This is a genomic window from Phytohabitans maris (assembly GCF_031085175.1).
Taxonomy (GTDB): Bacteria; Actinomycetota; Actinomycetes; order Mycobacteriales; family Micromonosporaceae; genus Phytohabitans; species Phytohabitans maris.
Genome location: NZ_JAVHUY010000035.1, coordinates 80,307 through 105,000 on the forward strand (window position 1 = coordinate 80,307; position 24,694 = coordinate 105,000).

General features: G+C 72.4%; 16 protein-coding genes, 2 rRNA genes and 1 pseudogene. 2 read left to right on the forward strand and 17 right to left on the reverse strand.

The features are described 5' to 3' along the window. Nucleotides 1–119: 119 nt before the first annotated feature. A complete protein-coding gene (locus tag RB614_RS30840; protein WP_308716199.1) occupies nt 120–443 on the forward strand; it encodes a TM2 domain-containing protein in 324 nt (107 codons plus the stop codon). 270 nt (nt 444–713) lie between these two features. On the opposite strand, the gene RB614_RS30845 is transcribed toward RB614_RS30840, so the two are convergent. The 13 genes from RB614_RS30845 to RB614_RS30905 all read right to left on the reverse strand — a co-directional run bounded on the left by RB614_RS30845 (nt 714) and on the right by RB614_RS30905 (nt 16,654). After that, complete coding sequence (locus RB614_RS30845; protein ID WP_308716200.1) at nt 714–1,271, reverse strand: NUDIX domain-containing protein; 558 nt, start codon at nt 1,269–1,271, stop codon at nt 714–716. Next, nucleotides 1,268–3,046 (reverse strand): CTP synthase, encoded by a 1,779-nt coding sequence (pyrG, locus tag RB614_RS30850; protein WP_308716201.1) that lies wholly within the window; start codon nt 3,044–3,046, stop codon nt 1,268–1,270. Before pyrG ends, RB614_RS30845 begins: the two co-directional genes overlap by 4 nt. Nucleotides 3,047–3,094: 48 nt before the next feature. After that, nucleotides 3,095–5,497 (reverse strand): hypothetical protein, encoded by a 2,403-nt coding sequence (locus RB614_RS30855; protein WP_428983142.1) that lies wholly within the window; start codon nt 5,495–5,497, stop codon nt 3,095–3,097. Beyond that, entirely contained in the window at nt 5,494–6,633 is a 1,140-nt protein-coding gene (locus tag RB614_RS30860) for a glycosyltransferase family 4 protein (RefSeq protein ID WP_308716203.1), read from the reverse strand. Before RB614_RS30860 ends, RB614_RS30855 begins: the two co-directional genes overlap by 4 nt. Further along, entirely contained in the window at nt 6,630–8,216 is a 1,587-nt protein-coding gene (gene murJ / locus RB614_RS30865; RefSeq protein ID WP_308716215.1) for a murein biosynthesis integral membrane protein MurJ, read from the reverse strand. Before murJ ends, RB614_RS30860 begins: the two co-directional genes overlap by 4 nt. Before the next feature lie 103 nt (nt 8,217–8,319). Then, nucleotides 8,320–9,225, reverse strand: a complete 906-nt coding sequence (locus RB614_RS30870; protein ID WP_428983143.1) for a hypothetical protein — start codon at nt 9,223–9,225, stop codon at nt 8,320–8,322. Beyond that, the gene (locus tag RB614_RS30875; RefSeq protein ID WP_308716204.1) at nt 9,222–10,163 is read right to left on the reverse strand and encodes a copper transporter; all 942 of its coding nucleotides are present in this window, start codon (nt 10,161–10,163) and stop codon (nt 9,222–9,224) included. Before RB614_RS30875 ends, RB614_RS30870 begins: the two co-directional genes overlap by 4 nt. 15 nt (nt 10,164–10,178) lie before the next feature. Beyond that, nucleotides 10,179–11,357: a putative cytokinetic ring protein SteA gene (steA, locus tag RB614_RS30880; protein WP_308716205.1), complete on the reverse strand. Its 1,179-nt coding sequence runs from the start codon at nt 11,355–11,357 to the stop codon at nt 10,179–10,181. Between the two features lie 965 nt (nt 11,358–12,322). Continuing rightward, nucleotides 12,323–14,032 (reverse strand): DNA repair protein RecN, encoded by a 1,710-nt coding sequence (gene recN / locus RB614_RS30885; protein ID WP_308716206.1) that lies wholly within the window; start codon nt 14,030–14,032, stop codon nt 12,323–12,325. Nucleotides 14,033–14,104: 72 nt separating this feature from the next. After that, nucleotides 14,105–14,992 carry an NAD kinase gene (locus RB614_RS30890; protein ID WP_308716207.1) on the reverse strand — a complete coding sequence of 296 codons (888 nt, stop codon included), beginning with the start codon at nt 14,990–14,992 and terminating at the stop codon, nt 14,105–14,107. Next, nucleotides 14,989–15,774, reverse strand: coding sequence for a TlyA family RNA methyltransferase (locus RB614_RS30895; protein WP_308716208.1), 786 nt, complete (start codon nt 15,772–15,774; stop codon nt 14,989–14,991). Before RB614_RS30895 ends, RB614_RS30890 begins: the two co-directional genes overlap by 4 nt. Beyond that, nucleotides 15,774–16,019 carry a hypothetical protein gene (locus RB614_RS30900; protein ID WP_308716209.1) on the reverse strand — a complete coding sequence of 82 codons (246 nt, stop codon included), beginning with the start codon at nt 16,017–16,019 and terminating at the stop codon, nt 15,774–15,776. The genes RB614_RS30895 and RB614_RS30900 overlap by 1 nt, the downstream gene beginning before the upstream one ends. Next, on the reverse strand, nt 16,019–16,654 hold the full coding sequence (locus tag RB614_RS30905) for a phasin family protein (protein WP_308716210.1): 636 nt from the start codon (nt 16,652–16,654) through the stop codon (nt 16,019–16,021). Before RB614_RS30905 ends, RB614_RS30900 begins: the two co-directional genes overlap by 1 nt. A 114-nt stretch (nt 16,655–16,768) precedes the next feature. On the opposite strand from RB614_RS30905, the gene RB614_RS30910 reads away from it, so the two are divergent. After that, nucleotides 16,769–17,107, forward strand: a complete 339-nt coding sequence (locus tag RB614_RS30910; protein ID WP_308716211.1) for an SCP2 sterol-binding domain-containing protein — start codon at nt 16,769–16,771, stop codon at nt 17,105–17,107. 73 nt (nt 17,108–17,180) lie between these two features. On the opposite strand, the gene RB614_RS30915 is transcribed toward RB614_RS30910, so the two are convergent. The 4 genes and pseudogenes from RB614_RS30915 to RB614_RS30930 form a co-directional block, all read right to left on the reverse strand. Next, nucleotides 17,181–18,179, reverse strand: coding sequence for an HAD-IIA family hydrolase (locus RB614_RS30915; protein WP_308716212.1), 999 nt, complete (start codon nt 18,177–18,179; stop codon nt 17,181–17,183). Between the two features lie 398 nt (nt 18,180–18,577). Continuing rightward, a pseudogene (locus RB614_RS30920) lies at nt 18,578–19,372 on the reverse strand (hypothetical protein); the annotation flags it as partial. A 1,900-nt stretch (nt 19,373–21,272) separates the two neighbouring features. After that, nucleotides 21,273–21,389 (reverse strand): 5S ribosomal RNA (gene rrf, locus RB614_RS30925). A gap of 94 nt (nt 21,390–21,483) precedes the next feature. After that, nucleotides 21,484–24,603: ribosomal RNA gene (locus RB614_RS30930) — 23S ribosomal RNA — on the reverse strand. Nucleotides 24,604–24,694: the final 91 nt, after the last annotated feature.

Sequence of the window (24,694 nt, forward strand, 5' to 3'; positions counted from 1 at the left end):
CCAGCTGACGAACTGTCAGCCGCCGGCACTACCCGATCGGACACAATTCTCAGCCTACCGTCTCACAGAGTGGACCCTGCTCCCGACACATTCCGCTTGGATCACTATGGTGGCGCCTCATGACCACTCCTCCGTACCAGCCGCAATACCCCGAGCAGCCGCAGTACGGGCAGCCTCAGTACGGCCAGCCGCAGGCTCCGTACGGCCAGCCCGGCGTGGTGTACTCCGACAAGAGCAAACTCGTCGCCGGACTCCTCGGCATCTTCCTCGGCACCTTCGGCGTGGGCCGCTTCTACACGGGTCACACCGGCCTCGCCGTGGGCCAGCTCCTGGTCGGCGTCCTCACCTGTGGCCTGGGTGGCCTCTGGGGCCTGATCGACGGCATCCTGATCCTCGTGAACGGCGGCACCGACGCCCAGGGCCGCGTGCTTCGCGACAGCTGACCTTTTCCGCCCGTTTCTCGGAGCCGCCGGTCGTCGACCGGCGGCTCTACGCTTTCGCCCCGGTAGGGCCCTCACCCACCACGCCGGTCGCCGCGCGAGTCGCGCGGCGTCCCCCGCCGGTGTTGGGATCGACCGTGTAGTGGGTGGTAACCCATAAACGGCGGGCGCGCGGCGCCCCCCGCGGGTGCTCGAAGCTCCCCTGAAGTCGTTCTACCGACTTCAGGGGAGCTTCGATCACCCTGACCGGGGCAAGGAGCCGGGAGGCGTGGGCTAGCGGGACAGGACGTGGGCGGCGGCGAGGATGCCGGCCACGGTCGGGCCGTTGGTGATCTCGCCGGCCAGGGCCATCGACACGGCTTCGGTCAGCGGGAAGCGGCGCACCTGCATCTCGGCCTCCTCGTCGTGGCGTTCGTAGCCGGAGTCGGGCGCGGGGCGCAGGTCGCGGCCGAGGAACAGGCGGATCCGCTCGTTGGAACAGCCGGGTGAGGTGTGCAGCTCCAGCAGGTGCTCCAGCCGGCCGGCCACCAGGTCGGTCTCCTCGGCCAGCTCGCGCGCGGCCACCTCCGGCAGGGCCTCGCCGGGTACGTCGGCCAGGCCGGCGGGGATCTCCCAGAGGTGGCGGCGCAGCGCGTGCCGGTACTGGCGGATCAGCACCACCTGGCCCGCGTCGTCGACGGCCACGACGCCGACCGCGCCCACGTGTCGCAGGTAGTCGCGGTCGACGACCCGGCCGCCGGGCATCACCACCTCGTCGGTGACGACCCGGAAGACCGGTCCGCGGAAGCGCTCGTGTTCTGCCCGTACCTCGTACGTGTGGGAGGCGGTCACGACTTGGCGGCCGTGGTCGCCGGCTTGGCGGTGGCGGCCTGGCCGCCGCGCGAGTTGCGCGGGGGGCGCGCGGCGGCGGGGGCCGGCGCGTCGGGGGCGGGCAGCTCGACCGGGAGCTGGTCGGCCTGCGAGTACGTGACCGCGGCCTTCACGAACGCGGCGAACAGCGGGTGCGGGCGGGTCGGGCGGCTCTTGAGCTCGGGGTGGGCCTGGGTGGCCACGAAGAACGGGTGCAGCGCCGGGTCGAGCTCCACGAACTCCACCAGCCGCCCGTCCGGCGAGGTGCCGGAGATGCGCAGCCCGGCCTTGGTGAGCGCCTCGCGGTAGGCGTTGTTGACCTCGTACCGGTGGCGGTGGCGCTCGCTCACCTCGTCGATGCCGTACGCCTCGCCCACGATCGAGCCCTCGGCCAGCTGCGCCGGGTAGGCACCCAGCCGCATCGTGCCGCCCAGGTCGCCCTTGCCGGCGACGATGTCCTCCTGGTCGGCCATGGTGGCGATGACCGGGTGCCTGGCCTGCTCGTCGAACTCCGTCGAGTTTGCCCCGTCGAGCTCGGCCAGGTGGCGGGCCACCTCGATGGTCATGCACTGCAGGCCGAGGCAGAGGCCGAGGATCGGGATGCCGTTCTCCCGCGCGTACCGGCTGGCTCCGATCTTGCCCTCGATGCCGCGCACGCCGAAGCCGCCCGGGATGACGATGCCGTCGACGCCGGCCAGGGCCGCGGCGGCGCCGGAGGCGCTGACGCACTCGTCGCTGGGCACCCAGCGCAGCAGCACCCGCGCGCGGTGGCCGAACCCGGCGGCGCGGATGGCCTCGCTGACCGACAGGTAGGCGTCGGGCAGGTCGACGTACTTGCCGACGATCGCCACGGTGATCGTGTGCTGCGGGTGGTGCACGCGCTGGAGCAGGTCGTCCCAGCTGGCCCAGTCGACGTCGCGGAAGGAGAGGTTGAGCCGGCGCACCACGTACGCGTCGAGGCCCTCGCGGTGCAGCACCTTGGGGATGTCGTAGATGCTCGGCGCGTCCGGCGCGGCGATCACGGCCTCGCGGTCGACGTCGCAGTACAGCGAGAGCTTGTGCTTGAGCTTGTCGGGGATCTCCCGGTCGGAGCGGCAGACGAGCGCGTCCGGCTGGATACCGATGTTGCGCAGCTGGGCGACCGAGTGCTGGGTCGGCTTGGTCTTGAGCTCGCCGGAGGGGGCCAGGTACGGCACCAGCGACACGTGCAGGTAGAAGCAGTTGTCCCGGCCGATCTCGTGGCGCACCTGGCGGATCGCCTCCAGGAACGGCAGCGACTCGATGTCGCCGACCGTGCCGCCCACCTCGGTGATCACCACGTCGGGGGTGCGGCCGTCCTCGTCGGGGGCGGCCATCGCGCGGATGCGCGCCTTGATCTCGTTGGTGATGTGCGGGATGACCTGCACCGTGTCGCCCAGGTACTCCCCGCGCCGCTCCTTGGCGATCACCGCCGAGTAGATCTGGCCGGTGGTGACGTTCGCCTTGCCGGAGAGGTCCCGGTCGAGGAAGCGCTCGTAGTGACCGACGTCGAGGTCGGTCTCCGCGCCGTCGTCGGTCACGAAGACCTCGCCGTGCTGGAACGGGTTCATGGTGCCGGGGTCGACGTTGAGGTACGGGTCCAGCTTCTGCATCACGACGCGCAGGCCGCGCGCGGTGAGTAGATTTCCGAGGCTGGAGGCGGTGAGGCCCTTACCCAGCGAGGAGGCGACGCCCCCGGTGACGAAAATGTGCCTGGTCATCCGTGCTGAAGGGGCCAAGGCCTGCTCCCGTGGGGTCGTCCGTCCAGTGGTGCGGACTAGCGTTGATCAAGTGTTGATCGCGCCATCCACGGGATTCCACGGTAACACCTTCGCCGCCAACCGCACGCCGCCGCCCTGCTCGTGTCGCTGATCACTGCTGGTCTCGGGTGCCGGCGCGGCCTCCGGCCGGCGCTCGTCGCCGTCTTCGGCGCCCGCCCCGGAAGGATCGCCGGCCGCCTCGGAGCGGCGGGCGTCCGGGAGCGGGCCGGGCGCCGCCGGCCGCGGGATCTCCGCGTCGGGTGGGGCGACCGGTGGTTGGGTGCGGTCCAGGGCATGGTCCAGCACGCGCAGCGACGCCAGCGCGGCCATGGGTACCGTCAGCGCCGCGACCGCCCCGGCCACGTCCAGCCCGGACCCGCCGAGGACGCCGCCGATCACGGCCGCCGTCGCGATCCCGGCCATCGCCGCCCGGATCGCCGGATATATCCCGAAAAGTCGCTTGAGTCCGCCCCAGGGTCGTAGCAGCGCGAACCACACCAGCACCGCACCCACGACGGCGAGCACCGTCAGCGGGCTGTCCAGCGAGCCCACACTCGACGCGGCCGCCCGCTGCACCGCCCGTCCCCCGGTGCCGTCGCCGAGCGCGCCCAGGAAGCGTCCCAGCCGGTCCCGTTCGGCGTCCGGCCGGCTCAGGTCGAGCACCGCGAAGCCGGCGGTCACCACCAGCCCGGCGATCGTCGCCCAGCCCAGCCGGCTGAACGTCAGCCACCCACCGGTGCTGATCACCGCGGCGATCCCCACCCCGGCGGTCAGGGCGATCGCGCCGACCGCGTCCGCGCCCAGGTACGGGCTGCCGGCCAGCAGCACGCCGGCCCCGCCGACGCCGCCGACCACGTACGGGCGCCAGGTGCGGCGTACCCGCTGGGCCAGGCAGCCGGCCACGAGCAGCGTCCCGGCCACGAAGACGCCGAGCCCGACCCGGCCCAGCCCGGCGTACCGGCCGCCGGTGAGCGCCGAGTAGCCGGCCACGCCGTTGAGCTGGAGCCGCGCGCCGGTGAGCACATCGGCGGCGACGACCACCGCGGCGATCGCGGCGACCATCGCGAGCGGGCCGAGCGTCTGCCGGTACGCGGGCGTGAAGCGCACCGCGGCGGTACCGGCGGCCAGCAGCGCGAGCGTGACCGCGCCGAAGAGCAGCCCGGGCTGGTCGGTACGCCACCAGGGCACCGCGTCGGCGACGAGCGCGGCCGGGATGGCGAGGGCGGCGGCGACCAGTAGCACCTCGATGACGTTGACCACCGGGCGGGGTACCGCCAGCGGCCGGGGCCGGGCCGCCTTGCTCGTCCGCCTGACCCACCCGTGGAAGCCGAACCGTGGCGAGGCCGACTCGACCGGCATCCGGGCCCGGCGCAGCAGCGGTACGACGGCCACGGCCAGCACGAACTGCGCGGCGGCGAGCAGCCCGAAGAACCACGTGGCGATCCGCCGCTGGGCGCCCGCCTCCCGGTCGGCGTCGGCCGGCTGGGTGACCGCCGCGTCGAGCTTCTCCGGCCGGCCGGGGACGCTGCGGGCCGGCTGGCCGGCGAAGACGTTCTCCGGCAGCGCCCGCCCCGTCGCGGTGAGCGCGGTCGGTGCGAGGTCGACCAGCTGCAGGTACCCGTCCCGGCCGGTGCTGGCGCTGGTCAGCCAGCCGCGCTCCCAGCCGGGGCCGTCGGCGACGACGACATGCAGCCGGCGCGAGTCGTCGGTGTCGGAGAGGCCGGCCACGATCACCAGCGAGTCCGGCGGCCGGGCGGCGAGCAGCCGGGCCAGCCGCGCGTCGGCGTCCCGGGCCTGCGCCTGCCGGGCGGCCGGATCGGCGGCGGCGACCGTACCCGAGTCGACCATCGCCAGTACGCAGTCGTCGAGCAGCTCGGTGGCGTCCGGCGGCAGCTCCGGCTCGTACCGGTCGACCCGGCCGAACGGGCGGGCCGCCGCGACCGCCGCCCCGGTGCCGACGGCGACCGTGCACCGCACCGACTCGGCGAGCGCGCCGGGCACCGCGCCGTACGGCAGCTGCTCCTGGTTGTGCCGCACGACGTTGCGCTGCTCGGGCAGGAACGCGCCGATCCCGTCCGGCCGCTCCACGTCGACGGTCACGTCCGGGCAGGCCACGCCGGGGCTGGGCGGGGAGGCCGGGCCGGCGCTCCAGAGGGCGCGGTTGCCGGCGCCGAGCGTGGTCCAGCCGTCGAGCGGGCAGGTCGGCTGGTCCGCGGACTGTACGGAGAGCGAGGCGATCGAGCCCCGCTCGGCCATGCTCCACAGCGTCGGAGTGTCCTGGGCGTTCACGTCCTCCCAGCGCAGCCCCGGGATCCCGGCGATGATCACGTAGTCGACGGTCGGGGCGGGAGTCGCGGGGGCGGCCGAAGCAGGGCCTCCCATGGCCGCGAGTAAGCCGGCGACCAGGGTGAAGACCGCCCACCGCCTCATGACGGATGCGCCCGCTCCGCCGCCACGACCTCGGCGTACACCGCCTGGACCGCCTCGACCGTGTCCGCCTCGTCCGGCCAGGTGTCGGCCCGCTCCGGGCCCCGCCGGGCGTACTCGGCGCGCAGGTCCGGGTCGGCGAGCAGCTCGCGTACGGCCGTGTCGACCGCGTCCACGTCGTCCGGCGGTACGAGCCGCGCGGCGTCGCCGACCAGGCCGGGCACGCCGCCGACGGCGGTGGTCACCAGCGGTACGCCGGCCCGCAGCGCCTCCTGCGCGAACAGCTGCCGCGCCTCCCAGTCGCTGGTCACGACGGCCAGGTCGGCGCCGGCCAGCAGGTCGGAGACGTCGTTGCGGTGGCCGAGCAGGGTGACCGGCGCGCGCATCTCGGAGATCCGGGCGGCCAGCGGCATGTACGCCGGTCCGGTGCCGGCGATCACCACGACCGGCGCCGGGTCCAGCTCCCGCCAGCGGGCGGCCGCGTCGACCAGCACGTCGTACCGCTTCTGCGGGTGCAGCCGCCCCACGGACAAGATCAAGGGCCGCTCTGACGGTGCCGCGCCACCGGCCCGGGTGGGGCCTGGACCGATCGCGAACTCGGCCCGCACCGCGGCCCGGGAGCGGCGGGGCGGCGGGAGCACCGGCGCGGCGACCGGGCTCAGCCGGGCGTCCCGGGCGCCGAGCTCGCGGGCGGTCTCGACCAGGTCGTCCGAGGCGCCGAGGGTGATCCGCGCGGCCCGGGCGACGGCCCGGGCGGCCAGGCGCGACGCGGTCCCCCGCAACCCCTTGGCGATCACCGCGTTGTGCCAGGTCACGACGAGCGGCGGGCGGGGACGGACCAGCGCCGCCACGAAGCCGGCCCGCAGACCGTGCGCGTGCACCACGTCGACCGTACCGATCGCGCGGCGCAGGTCGCCGACCGCGCGGGCGTCGGTGAGGCGCGGGTTGGGCGGGATCTCGACGGCCTCGAACCGGGCACCGCTCTCGGTGAACCGGAACCGCTCGTCGGTCGCCGCCGGACCGCAGACCGTGACGGTGGCGCCGCCGGCGACGAGCCCGCGGGCCAGGGACGCGACGTGCTGGCCAACACCGCCGGTGCTGGAGGCGAGGACCAGAGCGACGGCCCCGTCAAAGCTCACGAATTCGCTCCCTTCCCCCGTGCGCCCCGTCCCAACCGCCGCGTGATCCCCGCGAGCAGGGGGCGCATGTCGCGGCGGTCCAGCGGGTAGGCGACACCGAGGAACACCGCGCCCACGACGGCTCCGGACAGCATGCCCTGCAGCACCGCGCCGCCGTCGCCCGGGGTGCCGGTCGCGCCCGTGACCAGCCATCCGGCCAGCGCGGCGGCGCCACCGGCCAGCACACCCGCGGCCGCGGCCCGGTCGAGGCCGGCCAGCGCGGAACGCCCGGCGCCGCGCAGCACCGCCACCACGAGCAGCGCGCCGAGCAGCACCATCCCGAGCGAGTTACCGAGCGTGAGCGCGAGCACCCGCTGATCGTCGGCGAGTCCGGCCGCCAGCGCCAGCGCGCCCACGGCGGCGGCCGCCCAGCCGGCGACGGTGGCCAGCGCGGCGGGCCCCGGCTCGCCGCGGGCGTACAGGGCGCGGGTCAGCACCGCGAACATCCCGTAACCGAGCAGCCCCGGCGCGAACCCGGCGATGCCGTCCGCGGCGCCCGGCACGTCGAAGAAGCGGGCCACCGGCCCGGCCACCGCCACCAGCGCCGCCGCGCCCGCGCAGCTGAGCAGCAGTACCCCCCGGGCGGTGGAGGCGAGCGTGGCGCGGTACCGCTCCTCCGCCCGCTCGGCGTGCGCGGCCACCAGCGTCGGGTACGCGGCCGTGGCCAGCGGCACCGCCAGCACCGCCCAGGGCAGCAGGTAGACCGTCTGCGCCAGGTTGTACACGACCGGGGTGCCCTTCGGCCCGTTCAGCGCCAGCCAGAGCGTGACCAGCAGCGCCACCTGCTGCGCGCCCACGGTCACCGCGCCGGCCGCGGCGAGCCCGCCGACCGCGCGCCGCGCCTCGCCGTCGAACCGGTACCCGGCCCGCAGCCGCAGCCCCAGCCGCCGCACCGGGATCACCAGGCAGAGCGAGAGCACGACCACGCCGAGCGTGGTGCCGACCGACAGGATCAGCTCGCCGGCCCGCCCGACCTCGGGCAGGTCCGCGCGCCGCCCCTCCACCGCGCCGAACAGCAGGTACGCGCCGATCACGGTCACGCTGGACAGCAGCGGCGCCAGCACCGGCCAGGCGAAGCGGCGGTGCGCCTGGAGCACGCCGGTCAGCACGATCCCGATCCCGTAGAGCGGTAGCTGGGGTGCGAAGACCCGGAGCATGCGGGCGCCGGCGTCCGCGTCGTCGGTCGCGCCCAGCGCCGTCATGATCGGCCCGGCCGCCACCGCGACCAGCGCGGCCAGCGGCAGCAGCAGGGTCAAGGTCCAGGTCAGCAGCGCCGACGTCGTGGCCGAGACCGCGCGCCGGTCACCCGCCGCGACGCTTCCAGCCAGCAGCGGTACGACGAGACTGGCCAGCGCCCCGCCGGCCACGATCTCGAAGACGATGTTGGGAACCGTGTTCGCCACCACGTAGACGCCGCCGAGCCCGGTGTCGCCGACGACCCAGGTGAAGACGCCCGTGCGGGCGAACCCGGCCAGCCGGCTGGCCACGGTGAGCACCGCGATCAGCGCCGCCGCCCCGGCGATCCGTGCGGTACCCGGTGGCATCCTCACGGCCGCGCTCGCCGCACTCCCGGGCGGGCGGCGCCCGCCGTCTTCGTCGTTTCGCTCGTCGGGCCGGCGGTCGCCGGCCCCCGCGGCGGAGGCCACGTCAGGTGCTACGGCGCCCGAGCGCGTCGAGCTGGCGCAGCACCGGGTTGGCCTCGATGACCTTGGTGAAGCTGACCTTCTCGCTGGCCGCGGTCAGCGCGGCGATGGCGGCGAGCGTGGCGGCCCGCCCGGCCGGCCCGGTACGCGCGGCGAGCGCCACGCCGAGCAGCGCGCCCAGCGCGTTCGCCCCGCTGTCGCCGAGCATGACCCGCTCGTCGAGGTCGTCGGGGAGCACGCTCGCCGCCACGCCCAGCGGCCCGGCGGCCAGCCCACCGCCCCGCCCCAGCGTCAGCGGCGCGCCGATCAGCCCGCCCGCCTTGATCGCCCGCCCCGGGCGCAGGTCGAAGAGGTTGACCAGGTTGGCCGTACCCGCGATGACGCCCGCACCGAGCAGCAGGTCGGCGGCGCGTCCCGCGCGGCTGCCCCGGCGCTTGCGGGCCGGGTCGGCGGCGAGCAGCGCGGACGCGGCGAGCCCGGCCGCGCCCACCCCGACGATCTTGACGAGCCCGCTGGTCACCCGCCCCTCGCGGAGCGCGGCGAGGTGCCCGGCGAACCCCTTGGCCGTCTTCTGCTCCGGCCGGTCAACGAACGTTCCTGTCCGGCTGGCGTCCGACGGTCGCCAACGGTCCCCGAGAGGGACCGGCCAAGAACGTTCACCCGCCACGTCGTCGTAGAGCCCGACGGCCCCGGAACCCAGGCCGGCGGTGAGCGCGGCGGCCGCCGCGGCCGGGCTGGGTGCCGCCACCGCGGCCGAGACCGCGGCGCCCGCGGCCAGCGCCGGCCCCCCGGCCAGCGAGACCGTACGGCCCCGGAAGTTGGTCCGGGACAAGGCTTCCCGTGCGCCGAGCGCGCGAAGCACCGCCCGGGCCCCAGCGACCCCGGCGGCGACCGCGAGTGCCCGCCTCACTCCTTGGGCTTTGGCAGCAGGGAGCTGGCGCCGGCGTTGAGGCCGTAGTGCCCGGCCTTGCCGTCGACCAGTTGCTCGGCCACGGCCAGCGCGCTGACCAGGCGGCCCTGCGCCGTGTTGCCGTTGTCCACAGTGGAGATGCTCTTGGCGAGCGCGGGGTCGCCCCGCACCGCGCCGATCACGTTGCCGTTGCCGCCCCAGCTGCCCGCGACGATGACCGGCCCCGCCTTGTCGAGCTGGGACACGATCGTCACCACGGCCTCGTCCTTTTGCGCCGAGTCCTTGTCGGTGTGCGGCTGGCCGGCGACCACCACCACGGCCTCGGCCGGCCCGGTGACGGTGTCGTCCTTGACGCTGATGTACCCCGCCGACGTGTACGCCGTGACCAGCGCCTTCAGGTCGGCCGGCGCCACCTGCGGGGCCGGCGCCGGGCGGTCGAGCAGCGCGGTGCCGAGCAGCGCGCTGGCCGTCTCGACGCCGACGCTGTTGGCCGGCAGGCCGGTCAGCGGGATCGTCGGCTGCGAGGCCCGGTCGGCGAGGTCGAGCAGCTCGGGGCTGTTGTCCGGGTCGACGAACTTGTCCTCGACGTCGATCCGCCCGGTGATCGTCGCACCGGCCACCGTGAGCATCTCCACCACGCCCTCGACCAGGTCGTCACCGCTCGGCGTGGTCACCACCGCGATCCGGCGGCCGGTCAGCTTGCCGGCCAGCATGATCGGCGCGGCCTCGGTGGCGAACTCCTCCTCGCGGTTGGCCTCCTCCTGGAGGCTGCTCACCGTCTCCCGCAGCTGGCGGTTGTCCTTGCGCAGCGCGTTGACGTTGTCGCTGAGCGAGTCGGCGACCGGACCGTTGAGTGCCGCTGTGCCCACCACCAGTCCGATGGCCAGGGCCAAGAAGACCGCGGTCAACGACACCACGTGGTAGCGGAAATTGATCACGCCTACTGCCGTCCCTCAGAAGAGCTGACCGAGCTGGAACACCAAATTGTCCCACCACTCCGAAACCACAGCGAGGTAAGCCTTGCCCACCGTGGAAACGGCGACCGCCGACGCCATCGCGGCCACCGCCGAAAGCACGAGCAGGAGCAGGGAGGATCCGGAGATGCTCTGCCGGTACAGCCGGCTCACACCCTTGGCGTCGACGAGCTTGCCACCCACCTTGAGCCGGGTGAGGAAGGTGGAGGCCATCCCGCCGCGGCCCTTGTCGAGAAACTCCACCAGCGTCGCGTGCGTACCCACCGCGACCAGCAGCGAGGCACCCTTTTCGTCGGCCAGCAGCATCGCCAGGTCTTCGCTGGTCGCCGCCGCCGGGAACGTGATCGCCGAGAGCCCGAGCTGCTGCACCCGGGCCAGGCCCGGCGCGCGCCCGTCCGGGTAGGCGTGCACGACCACCTCGGCGCCGCAGCGCAGCACGTCGTCGGTGACCGAGTCCATGTCGCCGATGATCAGATCCGGCGTGTATCCCGCCTCGACCAGCGCGTCGGCGCCGCCGTCGACGCCGATCAGCACCGGCTTGAACTCCCGGATGTACGGCCGCAGCACGTCCAGGTCGGCCTTGTAGTCGTAGCCGCGTACGACGATCAAGCAGTGCCGGCCGGCGATGTGGGTCTCGATCTCCGGCACGCCGACGCCGTCGAGGAGCAGGTCACGCTCCTGCTTGAGGTACTCCATCGTGTTGGCCGCGAACGCCTCCAGCTGCACCGACAGCCCTTCGCGGGCGTCCGCCATAGCCTTCGCGACGCTCTCGAGGTCTTGCCGCACCCCATGTGCGACCGGCTCGCCGTCGACATACACCGTGTTGTCGTCGACGCGCACGGTGTCGCCCTCGCGCACCTGCTGGAAGATCCCCTCGCCGAGGTCGTCGATCAGCGGGATGCCCGACCGGACGAGGACCTCGGGACCAAGGTTCGGATACCGCCCCGAAACGGACGGCTTGGCGTTGAGCACCGCCGACACCCCGACCGCGACCAGCGAGTCCGCGGCGACCCGATCGAGGTCGACGTGGTCGATCACGGCGATGTCGCCCGGGCGCAACCGGCCCGCCAGACGCTTGGTCCGGCGGTCGAGGCGCGCGGTGCCGGTTACATTGCCCGGTTCGACGCTCCGGGTCCGGCGCAAGGCTGGTAGACGCATCGTGACCATCGTGGCATGTCCGGCCGTGTTTTTCCGGACACGACGCGCATGACCAGGGAGAAGGCGATTTCATGTGACCGGCCTCACTGGGGACGTCGCCGCACATCCGATCTTCAAGAGCCAGATGTTCCCCCGGTCCACCTCACCTGCGGACCGTATGCGCGGGGTCCCCGGGGGAACGTGGAGCGCAGCGGAGCGTTTTCTTAGGGTGCTTTCCCGCGGGCACCGCTCCGGTCGGCGGCCGGCTTCGCTGGCGCTCGCCCCCGATCCTCCGCTGCCAGGCCCGCGCGCCAAGCCCACGCGGCGCGGCAGGGCCTTCGCTGGATCGCGCGACCGCGCGCTCGCCGCTCGCCGCTGGGCGTCGCCCCGGTGTCCCACCCGCCATCGCGCAGATCTTGGAGAGGTGGGGCTCGTATGGAGCCGTTCGCGTAATTGGCGGTGCGCCGTTCGTCAACTCCGCCGGCTTGGTCGTAGGACCGGATCGAAGTAGATCTAGAACATCTAGGGCTGATATAGAGCCCTAAACGTTCTAGATCAGATCTGAATCTACATTCACCAGCGGACATATCGGGCAAGGCTGGCATCCGATCACGTCCGTACGTCGACGTCTCTCTATCGCCGGCCGCTCGGGCAGGGATCTACACCGAGCCCGAGCCAATTACGCGAACGGCTCTATGGCGCCCTAACTCTCCAAGATCTCGGCCAAGCCGCCGTGCCCCGCCTGTGCGGGCAGCTCGAGAGCTTCTCGCGAAACCAACCCGCGCCCCAGCGCGGCGACCCCGGCGGGGCGGTCGGCACGGGGCCGGCGGCCGGCGGGCGGGGTCGTGAAGCGCGGAGGGTGAGGCCGCGGGAACGCACCCCAAGAAAACGCTCCGCTACGCTCCACGTTTCCCCGGGGACCCCGCGCAACGGTCCGGACCACCGCGGACACCGCGGTAGCCCAGGATCTCCGTCTTGAAGATGCTCTAGGAGCGCTTTTCCCGGGCGGCGACGGCCAGGAGCTCCTCGGCGTGGGCGATGCCGAGGTCGGAGTCGGGCAGGCCGGCGAGCATGCGGGCCAGCTCGCGGGCCCGGTCGGTGTCTTCCACGACCCGCACGCCGCTCGTGGTCACCGCTCCCCCGGTGTCCTTGGCGACCACCAGGTGTCGGTCGGCGAAGGCCGCGACCTGCGGCAGGTGGGTGACCACCAGGACCTGGTGGCTGCGGGCCAGGCGGGCCAGGCGGCGGCCGATCTCGACGGCGGCCTGGCCGCCCACGCCGGCGTCGACCTCGTCGAAGACCAGGGTGGGTGGTCCGCCGGCGCCGGCGAAGACCACCTCGATGGCGAGCATCACCCGGGAGAGCTCGCCGCCGGAGGCGCCGCGCTGCAGCGGCAGGGAGGGGGCGCCGGGGTGGGCCAGCAGGCGCAGCTCGACCTCGTCGGCGCCGTCCGGGCCGATCTCGCGCGGTACGACCGCGACCTCGATCCGGGCGTGCGGCATCGCCAGGCCGGCCAGCTCGACGGTGACCTGCTCGGCGAAGCGGCCGGCCGCCTCCTGCCGGGCCGCGGTCAGCCGGCCGGCCAGCTCGGTCGCCTCGGCGGCCAGGCGCTGCCGCTCGCGGTCGAGCTCCTCCAGCAGCTCGTCGGAGGTGTCCAGCTCGGACAGGCGCTGGCGGGCCCGCTCGGCCCAGGCGATCACGCCGTCGACGTCGTCGGCGTACTTGCGGGTCAGCCCGCGCAGCGCGGCCCGGCGCTCGTACACGGCTTCGAGGCGGGCGGGATCGGCGTCCAGCGCGTCCAGGTAGGCGGAGAGCTCGGCCGACACGTCGCCGACCAGCGTGGCCGCCTCCTCCAGCCGGACGGCCAGGTCGCCGAGCTTGCTGTCGACGCCGGCCTGGGCTTCCAGGGTGCGCCGCGCGGCGCCGATCAGGCTGGTCGCGTCGGGGGCCTCGTCGGCGCCCTCCACGCCGGCGGCGACCGACCGGTACGCCAGCGCGGCCGCCGTGCGCAGCCCCTCGGCGTGCTCCAGCCGCTGCGCCTCGGCCTTGAGGTCGTCGTCTTCGCCGGGCTGCGGGTCGACCCGGGTGATCTCGTCGAGGCCGAGCCGCAGCAGGTCGGCCTCCTGGTTGCGCTCGCGGGCGTTGCGCCGGCGGTCGGCCAGGTCGTCTTCGGCCGCGCGCCACTGCGTGTACGCCTCGCGGAACGTCTCCAGCAGCTTTTCGTGCTCCGCCCCGGCGAACCGGTCGAGCGAGGCCCGCTGCTCGGCCGGCCGGAGCAGGCGCAGCTGGTCGGACTGGCCGTGCACCGCGACCGCCTGCTCGCCCACGTCGCCGAGCACGGAGACCGGCATGCTGCGGCCGCCCACGTGCGCCCTGGACCGCCCCTCCACCGTGACCGTGCGGCTCAGCAGCACCGTCCCGTCTTCGTCGGGCTCGGCGCCGGCGTCGGCGATGCGCGCGTTGACCGCGGCGGCGGCGTGTCTGGTGAGCCGCAGGCGCCCCTCGACCACCGCCCGCCCGGGGTCGGCGCGCACCCGGCCCGCGTCGGCGCGACCGCCGAAGAGCAGGCCGAGGCCGGTGACGACCATGGTCTTGCCCGCGCCCGTCTCGCCGGTGATCACATTCATCCCGCGGGTGAGCGGGAGAGTGGTGTCCTCGATGACGCCGAGCCCGGTGATGCGCAGCTCTTCCAGCACGCCACCAGACAGTAGTAGCGGGGTCCGACCTTGGCCACCCGCCAAGCCTCGATCTAGGCGTTTCGGCACACCTCAGGGCCGGCCGCCGCGCCAGCCTTCCACGGGCAGCTCGAACTTCGCGACCAGCCGGTCCGTGAACGGCTCCTCACGCAGGCGCACGATCCGGACCGGCAGCGCGCCCCGCCGCACCGTCACCCGCGCCCCGGGCGGCAGGTCGAAGACGCGCCGCCCGTCGCAGCAGAGCGCCGCCGACGTGGTGTACGGGTCGACGGTGATCACGAACGTGGACGTGGGCGCGGTGACCAGCGGGCGGCTGAAGAGCGCGTGCGCGCTGATCGGCACCAGCAGCAGCGCCTCCAGCTCGGGCCAGACGATCGGCCCGCCGGCCGAGAAGGCGTACGCGGTCGAGCCGGTCGGGGTCGCGCAGATCACGCCGTCGCACCCGTACCGGGACAGCGGCCGCCCGTCGACGTCGACGAGCAGCTCGAGCATGTGCGCCCGCTGTCCTTTCTCGACACTCACCTCGTTGAGCGCCCAGGACTCGGCGATCGGCTCACCGTCCACTTCGGCCAGTACGTCGAGGGTGAGCCGCGAGTCCACTGTGTACGCCCGCGCGACGACGTCACGCACCGCCAGGTCGAGGTCGCCGATCTCCGCCTCGGCGAGGAAGCCGACCTTGCCGAGGTTGATGCCGAGCAGCGGCGCGCCCACCGGCCGGGCCAGCTCGGCCGCCCGCAGGAAGGTACCGTCGCCGCCCAGCGCGAACACGATCTCCACGCCCTCCACGGCCGCCCGCCCGCTCACCGGCTTCACCTCGGGCAGGTCGAGGTCGGCGGCCTCGTCGGCCACCACCCGCACCTCGAAGCCGGCCTTGATCAGGTCGGTCGCCACAGTGCGCGCGTGCTCGGTGCTGTCCTGCCGCCCGGTGTGTGTCACGAGCAGCGCCGCCCGGCTGGTCATGCGCCCGCCACCTCCCGCACCCGCTCCACGTCGACCTCGGGCGCGTCGCGGCGCAGCCACAGGAAGAACTCCACGTTTCCGCTCGGCCCCGGCAGCGGGCTCGCCGCCACGCCGGCCACCCCGAGCCCTTCCGCGCCGGCCGCCCGCGCCACGTCGAGCACGGCCTCCGCGCGCAGCGCCGGGTCGCGCACCACGCCGCCGGCGCCGACCCGCTCCTTGCCCACCTCGAACTGCGGCTTGACCATCAGCGCGAGGTCACCGCCCGCGGCGGTGCAGCCGGCCAGGGCCGGCAGGACCAACCGCAGCGAGATGAACGACAGGTCGGCCACCGTCAGCCCCACCGGCCCGCCGATGGCCTCCACAGTGAGGGTACGGACGTTGGTGCGCTCGTACACGTGCACCCGCGGGTCGTTGCGCAGCGCCCAGGCGAGCTGCCCGTAGCCGACGTCGACGGCGACCACCTCGGCCGCCCCGGCGCGCAGCAGCACGTCGGTGAAGCCGCCGGTGGAGGCACCCGCGTCCAGGCAACGCCGCCCCGCGACCACCAGCCCCTCGAACGCGGCCAGCGCGCCGGCGAGCTTGTGACCGCCGCGCGACACGTACTCGACGGTGTCGCCGACCACCCGTACCGCGTCGGCCGGGTCGACCATCGCGGCCGCCTTGCGAGCCGGTACCCCCTGCACCCGCACCCGCCCGGCCTCCACCAGCTCGGCCGCCTGCTCGCGCGAGCGGGCCAGCCCGCGCCGGACCAGCTCCGCGTCGAGGCGGGCTCGGCGTGCCATCAGGACTGGTCGATGGTGGCGAGCGTCTCCTGGAGTGTGGAGTGCGCGGCCTCGTACTCGGCGATCTGGTCGCGGGGCGGCAGGTCCGCCGCGTTCGCGAGGGCCTGGATGACCGCGTCCACAGCGGGGTGGCCCGAACCGCCACCCTCCACTGTGGCCTCCGAGGCGGGCTCCACAGTGGGCGGTGACACCGGCCGGAAGGGCCCCGGCGCCGGCGGGCGGTACGGTCCCGGTACCGGATGCATCAGGCGCCCTCACCCGCGGGCGGCGACGCCTTCTTGACGGCGGCCTTGCGCGGCGTGGCCGTCTTCTTCGCCGCGGTCTTGCGCGGCGCGGCGGCCTTCGCCGGCGTGTCGGCCGGCTCCGCGGCGGCCGGCGGCTCGGCCTTCTTCGCCACCGTCTTGCGCGCCACGGCCTTCTTGACCGGCGCGGTGGCCGCCGGCGGCGGAGCGTCCGCCGCCTTCTTGGCCACGGTCTTCTTCGCCACCGTCTTCTTGGCGATGGTCTTCTTGGCGACCGGCGCGGCAGCGGCGGCGACCGGTGCGCCGTCGGTGGCCGGTGCGCCCGTCCCGGCGGCGGCGCGGGCCTGCCGCAGCTCCTCTTCCAGGTCGCGCACCCGCGCGGTCAGGTCGGCGACCTCGTCGGCGGTCGCCAGCCCCACCCTGCCGAGCGTGCGGTCCACTTCGAACCGGACCAGTTTGGACAGCGCCTCACGGTTGGCCAGGCTGGTGGAGACCAGGTCCTCCGCGAGCCCCTGGAGCTGCGCCGCGGTCACCCCACCCTTGCCGACGAGCTTCTTGGCGACCTTCTGCGCCTTCTTCCGGGACGCCTCGGTGAGCCCCAGGGCAAGCTCGAGGTACGCCCGCCACGCATCCTGCATTACGACATCCTTCCACCTGCGCCTCATGTTCAACCCCATACGCTACCGGGCGGTCACGCCACCTCCGTGAGGTACGGTGCGGTGAGCTGGTGTGGTGTCGATCGGAGGTTTGGTGTGGCCACCGTGCAGGAGTGCCGGCAGGCGTTGGACGATCTGGCCAAGCGCCTTGCCGCCAACGCGGAGGACGCCCGCAAGCGGATCAACCTCGACCGTACGCTCGCCTGCCGCATCACCGACCTCGGCGCCGCCTTCCACGGGCGGCTCAGCGGCGGCCAGCTGCTCGACATCGACGAGGGCGACGACCCGTCCGCCAAGATCGCACTCAGCACCACGAGTGACGACCTGGTCGCGCTGGTCCGCGGCGAGCTCGACTTCGCCCGCGCGCTCGGCGCCCGGCGGGTGTCGATCAGCGCCAGCCCGTTCGACCTGCTGAAGCTCCGCAAGCTCCTCTAGGCTTTCCTGTGATCAAAGCTCCCTTCATGCCGTTCTAACGACGTGAGGGGAGCTTTGATCACCGACCCGGCCGTCAGGCCAGGCCGAGCGCGTGCAGCGCGTCCCGCGCGGCGGTCGAGTGCGGCGCGACCTCGGTGGCGGCCCCGCCCGACCAGGCCAGCCCGCAGAGCAGCCGCAGCGCGTCGATCGCGGTACCGTCGCCGGCCAGCCGCACCCCGCCGCCGTCCTCCAGCCGCCAGCCCTCGACCTCGTCCGGCGGCACCGTGGCGGCACCGGCCACCTCGAAGAGCCCGCCCAGGTCCGCCGCCACGTACGTCGGCCGCCGCTGCTCCGGCGCCGCGAGCAGGTCCGCCGGCCCGCTCACGCCGGTGAGCACCAGCAGGCTGTCCATGCCCGCCAGCACCGCGCCCTCGATGTCGGTGTCCAGCCGGTCCCCCACCACGAGGGCACGCTGGGCGCCGACCCGCCGCGCGGCGGTCGCGAAGAGCTCCGGCTCCGGCTTGCCCACCACCAGGTCAGGGTCCCGCCCGAGCGCGGTGCGCAGCGCCGCCACCAGCGAACCGTTTCCCGGTAACGGCCCGCGCGGGCTGGGCAGCGTACGGTCGGTGTTCGTCGCCACCCACTGCGCGCCGCCCTGGATCGCCAGGGCCGCCTCGGCCAGGTCGGCCCAGCCCACCCGCGGCCCGTACCCCTGCACCACCGCCGCCGGCCGCTCCTGCGCCAGCGCCACCGGCTCCAGCCCCGCCTCGCGCACCTCCGCGCGCAGCGCCTCCGCGCCGACGACCAAGACCTTCGACCCGGGCGGCAGCCGCCGCGCCAGCGCCGCCGCCGACGCGCCGGCCGACGTGATCACCTCGCCAGCATCAGCGGGTACGCCGAGGCCGTTCAGCAGGTCGGCGACCTCACCCGCGCGGCGTGAGGCGTTGTTCGTCGCGTACGCCAGCGGCACACCCGCCCGATGCAGCTCGCCGATGGCCTCGACCGCACCCGGGATGGGCCGGTCGATCAGGTAGACCACGCCGTCCAGATCAAAGATCACCAGGTCGTACGCGTCGACCAGCCGCTCGCTCACGCCTTGGCCCCGGCTCCGCCGTCCTCGCCAGCGCCGCCGCCCCGGGCGGTCGCGTCCTCTTCGCCGGCCTCGCCGCGCTGGTCGCCGGCCACACTGTCCTTGCCCTCGGCGTTCTCGCTGCCCTTGCCGTCACCGGCCTGGCCGCCCTTGTCCTCGCCGAGCGCGCTGTCCTTGCCCTCGCCGGCCTCGCTGCCCTTCTCCTCGCCTGGCTCGCGACTGAGGTCGTCGAGGTCGTCGGGCTCGTCCTCAGCGTGGCGGGCGGCCGGCTCGCTGTCGAAGTCGTCCTCGTCGTCTCCGTCGTCGAGGTCGTCCCGGTCGTCTTCGTCGTCGAACCCGGCGTCCGGCCGGCCGTCGAAGGTGCCCTCCGCGTCCTCGAAACCGTCCTCATCCTCGTCGTCGTCCTCGCCGTCGAAGCCGTCCTCGCCGTCGAAGCCGTCCTCGCCGTCGAAGCCGTCCTCGTCGTCGTAGCCGGCGGCCGGCTCGTCGTCGTAGGACTCCTCGTCGTCCTCGTCCGGGGCGTCGCCGCGCCGGGCTTCGCCGCCCTCGGCGCCGTCGCCGCCCTCGTCACCGTCCCGCGCCGCGAACTCGTCCTCTTCCAGGTCGGTCTTCTCGTCGCCGCTCAGGACCACGCCGTCGAGCTCGAGCAGGCGTTCGGCCGCGTCGGTGGTGGACTCGGGGTCGGCGTCGGCCGCCCGCGCGAACCACTCCCGCGCCTCCTCGCGCCGCCCCACCGCGAGCAGCGCGTCCGCGTAGGCGTACCGCAGGCGTGCCGCCCACGGCTCGCTGGCGTCACCGGCCAGCTCGCGCACCTGCAGCATCGCCACGGCCGCGTCCTTCTGCCCCATGTCGCCGCGCGCGCCAGCGGCCACGATGAGCAGCTCGATCGCCTCGGCGGGCTCCAGCGCGCCCTTGTCGGCGGCCCGGTAGATGTCGACCGCCCGCTCCGGCCGCCCCAGCGCCCGCTCGCAGTCGGCGAGCACCGCGACGTGGGTCTGCTTGCCGCTCATCCGGTGGTACGTGCGCAGCTCGGCGATCGCCGTCTGCCACTGCCCCGCGGCGTACGCGGCGAGGCCCACCGCCTCCCGCACCACCGCGATCCGGGACGCGAGGCGGCGCGCGGCCAGCGCATGCGCCATCGCCTCCTCGGGGTCCTCGTCGATCAGCTGGCCGGCCGCGACGAGGTGCCGGGCCACGCTGTCGGCCACCGGCCGCGCCAGCGACAGCAGCTCGGCACGCACCTCGCCGTCGAGGTCGCTCGCCTCGATGCCGTCGGGCACGATCGGTGCGGCCGCTCGGCCCCGGTCCTCGCCGGCGTCGGGCCGCTCGTAGCGCGACTCGTCCGCCCCGCCGGCACCCTCGGCGGCCCGCTCCCGGTCGTCCCGGTAGCCGCCCCGCCCGTCGCGGTCGCGGTCCGACCAGCGGTCGCCGCCGTCGCGGCGCCCCGGGCTCCGGTCTTCGAACGTCCGCCGCGGCGGCCGCCCTTCACCGCGCGGGCCGCGCCCACCGTCCCGGTCGCCGTAGCCACTGCGGTAACCCCGCTGCTCGTAGCCGCCCTCGCGGCGGCCACCCCGGTCGTCGCCGTCCCGCCGGAACCCGCCCTCGCGCGGGCCACGGTCGCCATAGCCACGGTTACGGTCGTCGCGACCGCCCTCGCGCGGGCCGCGATCGTCCCGCCCGCCAGCGAAGCCGCGCTCGCGGGGACCTCGGTCGTCACGGCCTCCCTGGAAACCACGTGCGCCCCGGTCACCGCCGAAGCCGCCGGCCGGCCGGCCGCGGTCGCCGCCCTCGCGCGGGCCGCGGTCGCCCTGGAAACCGCGCGGGCCGCGGTCGCCGCCGTCACGCGGGCCGCGATCACCCTGGAAACCGCGCGGGCCGCGATCGTCGCGCCCGCCGCCGAAACCGCCGCCACGGGAACCGCGGTCGTCACGGCGACCGCCGAAGCCACCGCCGCGCGGGGCCCGGTCATCGCCGAAGCCGCCCTGGCGCGGGCCGCGATCACCCCGGAAGCCGCCGCCCCGGTCGTCCCGGTCGCCGGAGAAGCCGCGCGGGCCGCGGTCGTCACGGCGCGGGCCGCGGTCGCCCTGGAAGCCGCGGTCGTCGCGCCGGCCGGTGAAGCCGCCACGATCTCCACGATCTCCGCGCTCTCCCCGGTCGCGGGGGGTGCCGCGGTCGTCGCCGTCGCGGCCGTAGCCGCCGCTCACCCGCCGGTAGCCGCCGTCCTGGGAGCCCTGCTCGTCGCGCCGGTAGCCGCCGCGCCCTTCCCGGTCGCCGTAGCCGCCCCGGTATCCGCCGCCGCGCCCGCTGTCGCGGAAGTCCCGGTCGCGCGGGCCACGCCCGCCGTCGCGGAACTCGCCGTCACGACCGCCCGGGCCGCCCTGGCGGGAGAAGCCACCTCGGTCGCCGCGCGGGCCGCCGTAGCCACCCTCGCGCGGACCACGCCCGCCGAACCCGCCGTCACGACCGCCCCGGCCGAAGCCACCGCCGTCGCGGCCGCCCTCGCGCGGGCCACGGCCGCTGAAGCCGCCCTGGCGCGGGCCGCGGCCTTCGGCGAAGCCGCCGCCCTCCCGGCCACCCCGGAAGTCACCGTCGCGGGGTGCCCGGCCACCGCCGGCGAACCCGCCCTCGCGCCGGCCGGAGGTGCCGCCGCGGAAGCTGCCCCGCGATCCCTCGCCGTATCCGCCGCGCGAGCTGCCCCGGAAGCCGCCGTCGCGACCGCCGGAACGCTGCCCGCGGCTGTCGCCGTCGCGGCGGTAGCCGCCCTCGCGGTCGCCGTAGCCGCGCCCGCGGTCGCCCGAGTCGCGGTAGCCCTCGCGCGGCCCGCCCCGGTAGCCACCGTCACGCGCCCCGCGCCCCGGGCGGTCGCCGGAGCGGCCCGCCTCGCGCGAGCCGCCGCTGTCCCGTCCATATCCTCGGTCGCGGCCGCCGTCCCGATCGCCGTAGCCGCGGTCGTTGCGCTCACCGCCGCGCCGGCCCCGACCCTCGTCGTCGCGGTCGCCGTCACGCGGTGCATCGCCGCGCGGTCCCTGGCTCACGGATCCATCCTCCCAATAAGCAGTGAAGGCCACCCCGGCGGGGTGGCCTTCACTGTAAGAAGTCCGGCGGTGTCCTACTCTCCCACACCCTCCCGAGTGCAGTACCATCGGCGCTGGAAGGCTTAGCTTCCGGGTTCGGAATGTGACCGGGCGTTTCCCCTCCGCCATGACCGCCGTAACACTATAAACCTATCAACCCCGCACCCGACCCCGAACCATCCGGGTGGCTGGTTGTTGGTTCAGATTCGCATAGTGGACGCGTAGCAGCTTTGTAGGTCAAGTCCTCGGCCTATTAGTACCAGTCACCTCAACCAGTTACCTGGCTTACAGCTCTGGCCTATCAACCCAATCGTCTATTGGGGGCCTTAACCCACAAGGGTGGGATACCTCATCTCGAAGCAGGCTTCCCGCTTAGATGCTTTCAGCGGTTATCCCTTCCGAACGTAGCCAACCAGCCGTGCCCCTGGCGGGACAACTGGCACACCAGAGGTTCGTCCGTCCCGGTCCTCTCGTACTAGGGACAGCCCTTCTCAAGTATCCTACGCGCACGGCGGATAGGGACCGAACTGTCTCACGACGTTCTAAACCCAGCTCGCGTACCGCTTTAATGGGCGAACAGCCCAACCCTTGGGACCTGCTACAGCCCCAGGATGCGACGAGCCGACATCGAGGTGCCAAACCATCCCGTCGATATGGACTCTTGGGGAAGATCAGCCTGTTATCCCCGGGGTACCTTTTATCCGTTGAGCGACACCGCTTCCACACGCAAGTGCCGGATCACTAGTCCCGACTTTCGTCCCTGCTCGACCCGTCAGTCTCACAGTCAAGCTCCCTTGTGCACTTACACTCAACACCTGATTGCCAACCAGGCTGAGGGAACCTTTGGGCGCCTCCGTTACCCTTTAGGAGGCAACCGCCCCAGTTAAACTACCCACCAGACACTGTCCCCGACCCCGATCAGGAGCCCGGGTTAGATACCCAAACCCAACAGAGTGGTATTTCAACAACGACTCCACCAACACTGGCGTGCCAGCTTCACAGTCTCCCACCTATCCTACACAATCAAGTCCGAATACCAATGTCAAGCTATAGTAAAGGTCCCGGGGTCTTTCCGTCCTGCCGCGCGTAACGAGCATCTTTACTCGTAATGCAATTTCGCCGGGCCTGTGGTTGAGACAGTGGGGAAGTCGTTACGCCATTCGTGCAGGTCGGAACTTACCCGACAAGGAATTTCGCTACCTTAGGATGGTTATAGTTACCACCGCCGTTTACTGGCGCTTAAGTTCTCAGCCTCGCCCCCGAAAGAGCTAACCGGTCCCCTTAACGTTCCAGCACCGGGCAGGCGTCAGTCCATATACAGCGTCTTACGACTTCGCATGGACCTGTGTTTTTAGTAAACAGTCGCTTCCCCCTGCTCTCTGCGGCCATACCACGCTCCACCCGCAAAAGGGGCTTCACGCGTCCGGCCCCCCTTCTCCCTAAGTTACGGGGGCAATTTGCCGAGTTCCTTAACCACAGTTCACCCGAACGCCTCGGTATTCTCTACCTGACCACCTGTGTCGGTTTAGGGTACGGGCCGCTCGAAACTCGCTAGAGGCTTTTCTCGGCAGCATAGGATCACTGACTTCACCTGAATCGGCTCGGCATCACGCCTCACCCACATGCGCCACGGATTTACCTATGGCACGGGCTACACGCTTACCCCGGCACAACCACCGGCCGGGCTCAGCTACCTTCCTGCGTCACCCCATCGCTTGACTACTACCACCCAGGTTCCCACGCTCCCCACCTCAACCCGAAGGTCTCAGCGGCTCGGGCGGTTAGCACAGATAGGTTCATCATGGTCGCTCCTTCGCGGGTACGGGAATATCAACCCGTTATCCATCGACTACGCCTCTCGGCCTCGCCTTAGGCCCCGACTCACCCAGGGCGGAATAACCTGGCCCTGGAACCCTTGGTCATCCGGCGGAAGGGTTTCTCACCCTTCTCTCGCTACTCATGCCTGCATTCTCACTCGTACCACGTCCACGACTCCCTCACAGGGCCGCTTCACCCGTGGCACGACGCTCCCCTACCCATCCACACACCTGCACCCAAACCCATAAAGAATCCAGGCGAAGTCAAAATGTGAATGCCACAGCTTCGGCGGTGTACTTGAGCCCCGCTACATTGTCGGCGCGGAACCACTTGACCAGTGAGCTATTACGCACTCTTTAAAGGATGGCTGCTTCTAAGCCAACCTCCTGGTTGTCTAAGCGACCCCACATCCTTTTCCACTTAGCACACGCTTAGGGGCCTTAGCTGGTGATCTGGGCTGTTTCCCTCTCGACTACGAAGCTTATCCCCCGCAGTCTCACTGCCACGCTCTCACTTACCGGCATTCGGAGTTTAGCTGATTTCGGTAACCTTGTAGGGCCCCTAGACCATCCAGTGCTCTACCTCCGGCAAGAAACACGCAACGCTGCACCTAAATGCATTTCGGGGAGAACCAGCTATCACGGAGTTTGATTGGCCTTTCACCCCTAACCACAGGTCATCCCCCAACTTTTCAACGTTGGTGGGTTCGGCCCTCCACACGGTCTTACCCGCGCTTCAGCCTGCCCATGGCTAGATCACCCCGCTTCGGGTCTAGAACACGCGACTCAACGCCCTCTTCAGACTCGCTTTCGCTACGGCTACCCCACCCGGGTTAACCTCGCCACATGCCACTAACTCGCAGGCTCATTCTTCAAAAGGCACGCCGTCACCCCACACCCAAAAGATGCAAAGCTCCGACGGATTGTAGGCGAACGGTTTCAGGTACTATTTCACTCCCCTCCCGGGGTACTTTTCACCATTCCCTCACGGTACTCGTCCGCTATCGGTCACCAGGGAGTATTCAGGCTTACCAGGTGGTCCTGGCAGATTCACGGCACATTCCACGAGTGCGCCGCTACTCGGGAAAACCCACAGAAGGTTTGCTGCTTTCGCCTACCGGACTATCACCGTCTACGGTCAGCCTTTCCAGACCATTCAACTAGCAACAAACTTTGTAACTCCTCCGCCGTGTGTCAGCACGACAAGCGGGCTCCCACAACCCCGACCACGCAACCCCTGACAGGTATCACACGCAACCGGTTTAGCCTACATCCGCTTTCGCTCGCCACTACTCACGGAATCACAATTGTTTTCTCTTCCTGCAGGTACTGAGATGTTTCACTTCCCCACGTTCCCCCCTACACCCTATGCATTCAGATGCAGGTGACACCACACAACTAGTGCCGGGTTACCCCATTCGGACACCCTGGGATCACAGCTCGGTTGACAGCTCCCCCAGGCCTATCGCGGCCTCCCACGTCCTTCATCGGCTCCTGGTGCCAAGGCATCCACCGTCCGCCCTTGACAACTTGACCACAAAGATGCTCGCGTCCACTATGCAAATCTCAACAAACAACCAACCCACAACCCCACACCCCAACACCTCGCCACCACCGTGACCGGTAT

Excerpts from the sequence above, each read along its gene's own strand:
- RB614_RS30855 (WP_428983142.1), bottom strand. The coding sequence starts at position 5,497 with ATGAGGCGGTGGGCGGTCTTCACCCTGGTCGCCGGCTTACTCGCGGCC.
- RB614_RS30840 (WP_308716199.1), top strand. The coding sequence starts at position 120 with ATGACCACTCCTCCGTACCAGCCGCAATACCCCGAGCAGCCGCAGTAC.
- RB614_RS30900 (WP_308716209.1), bottom strand. The coding sequence starts at position 16,019 with ATGCATCCGGTACCGGGACCGTACCGCCCGCCGGCGCCGGGGCCCTTC.
- RB614_RS30905 (WP_308716210.1), bottom strand. The coding sequence starts at position 16,654 with ATGCAGGATGCGTGGCGGGCGTACCTCGAGCTTGCCCTGGGGCTCACC.
- steA (WP_308716205.1), bottom strand. The coding sequence starts at position 11,357 with ATGCGTCTACCAGCCTTGCGCCGGACCCGGAGCGTCGAACCGGGCAAT.
- RB614_RS30890 (WP_308716207.1), bottom strand. The coding sequence starts at position 14,992 with ATGACCAGCCGGGCGGCGCTGCTCGTGACACACACCGGGCGGCAGGAC.
- murJ (WP_308716215.1), bottom strand. The coding sequence starts at position 8,216 with ATGCCACCGGGTACCGCACGGATCGCCGGGGCGGCGGCGCTGATCGCG.
- RB614_RS30895 (WP_308716208.1), bottom strand. The coding sequence starts at position 15,774 with ATGGCACGCCGAGCCCGCCTCGACGCGGAGCTGGTCCGGCGCGGGCTG.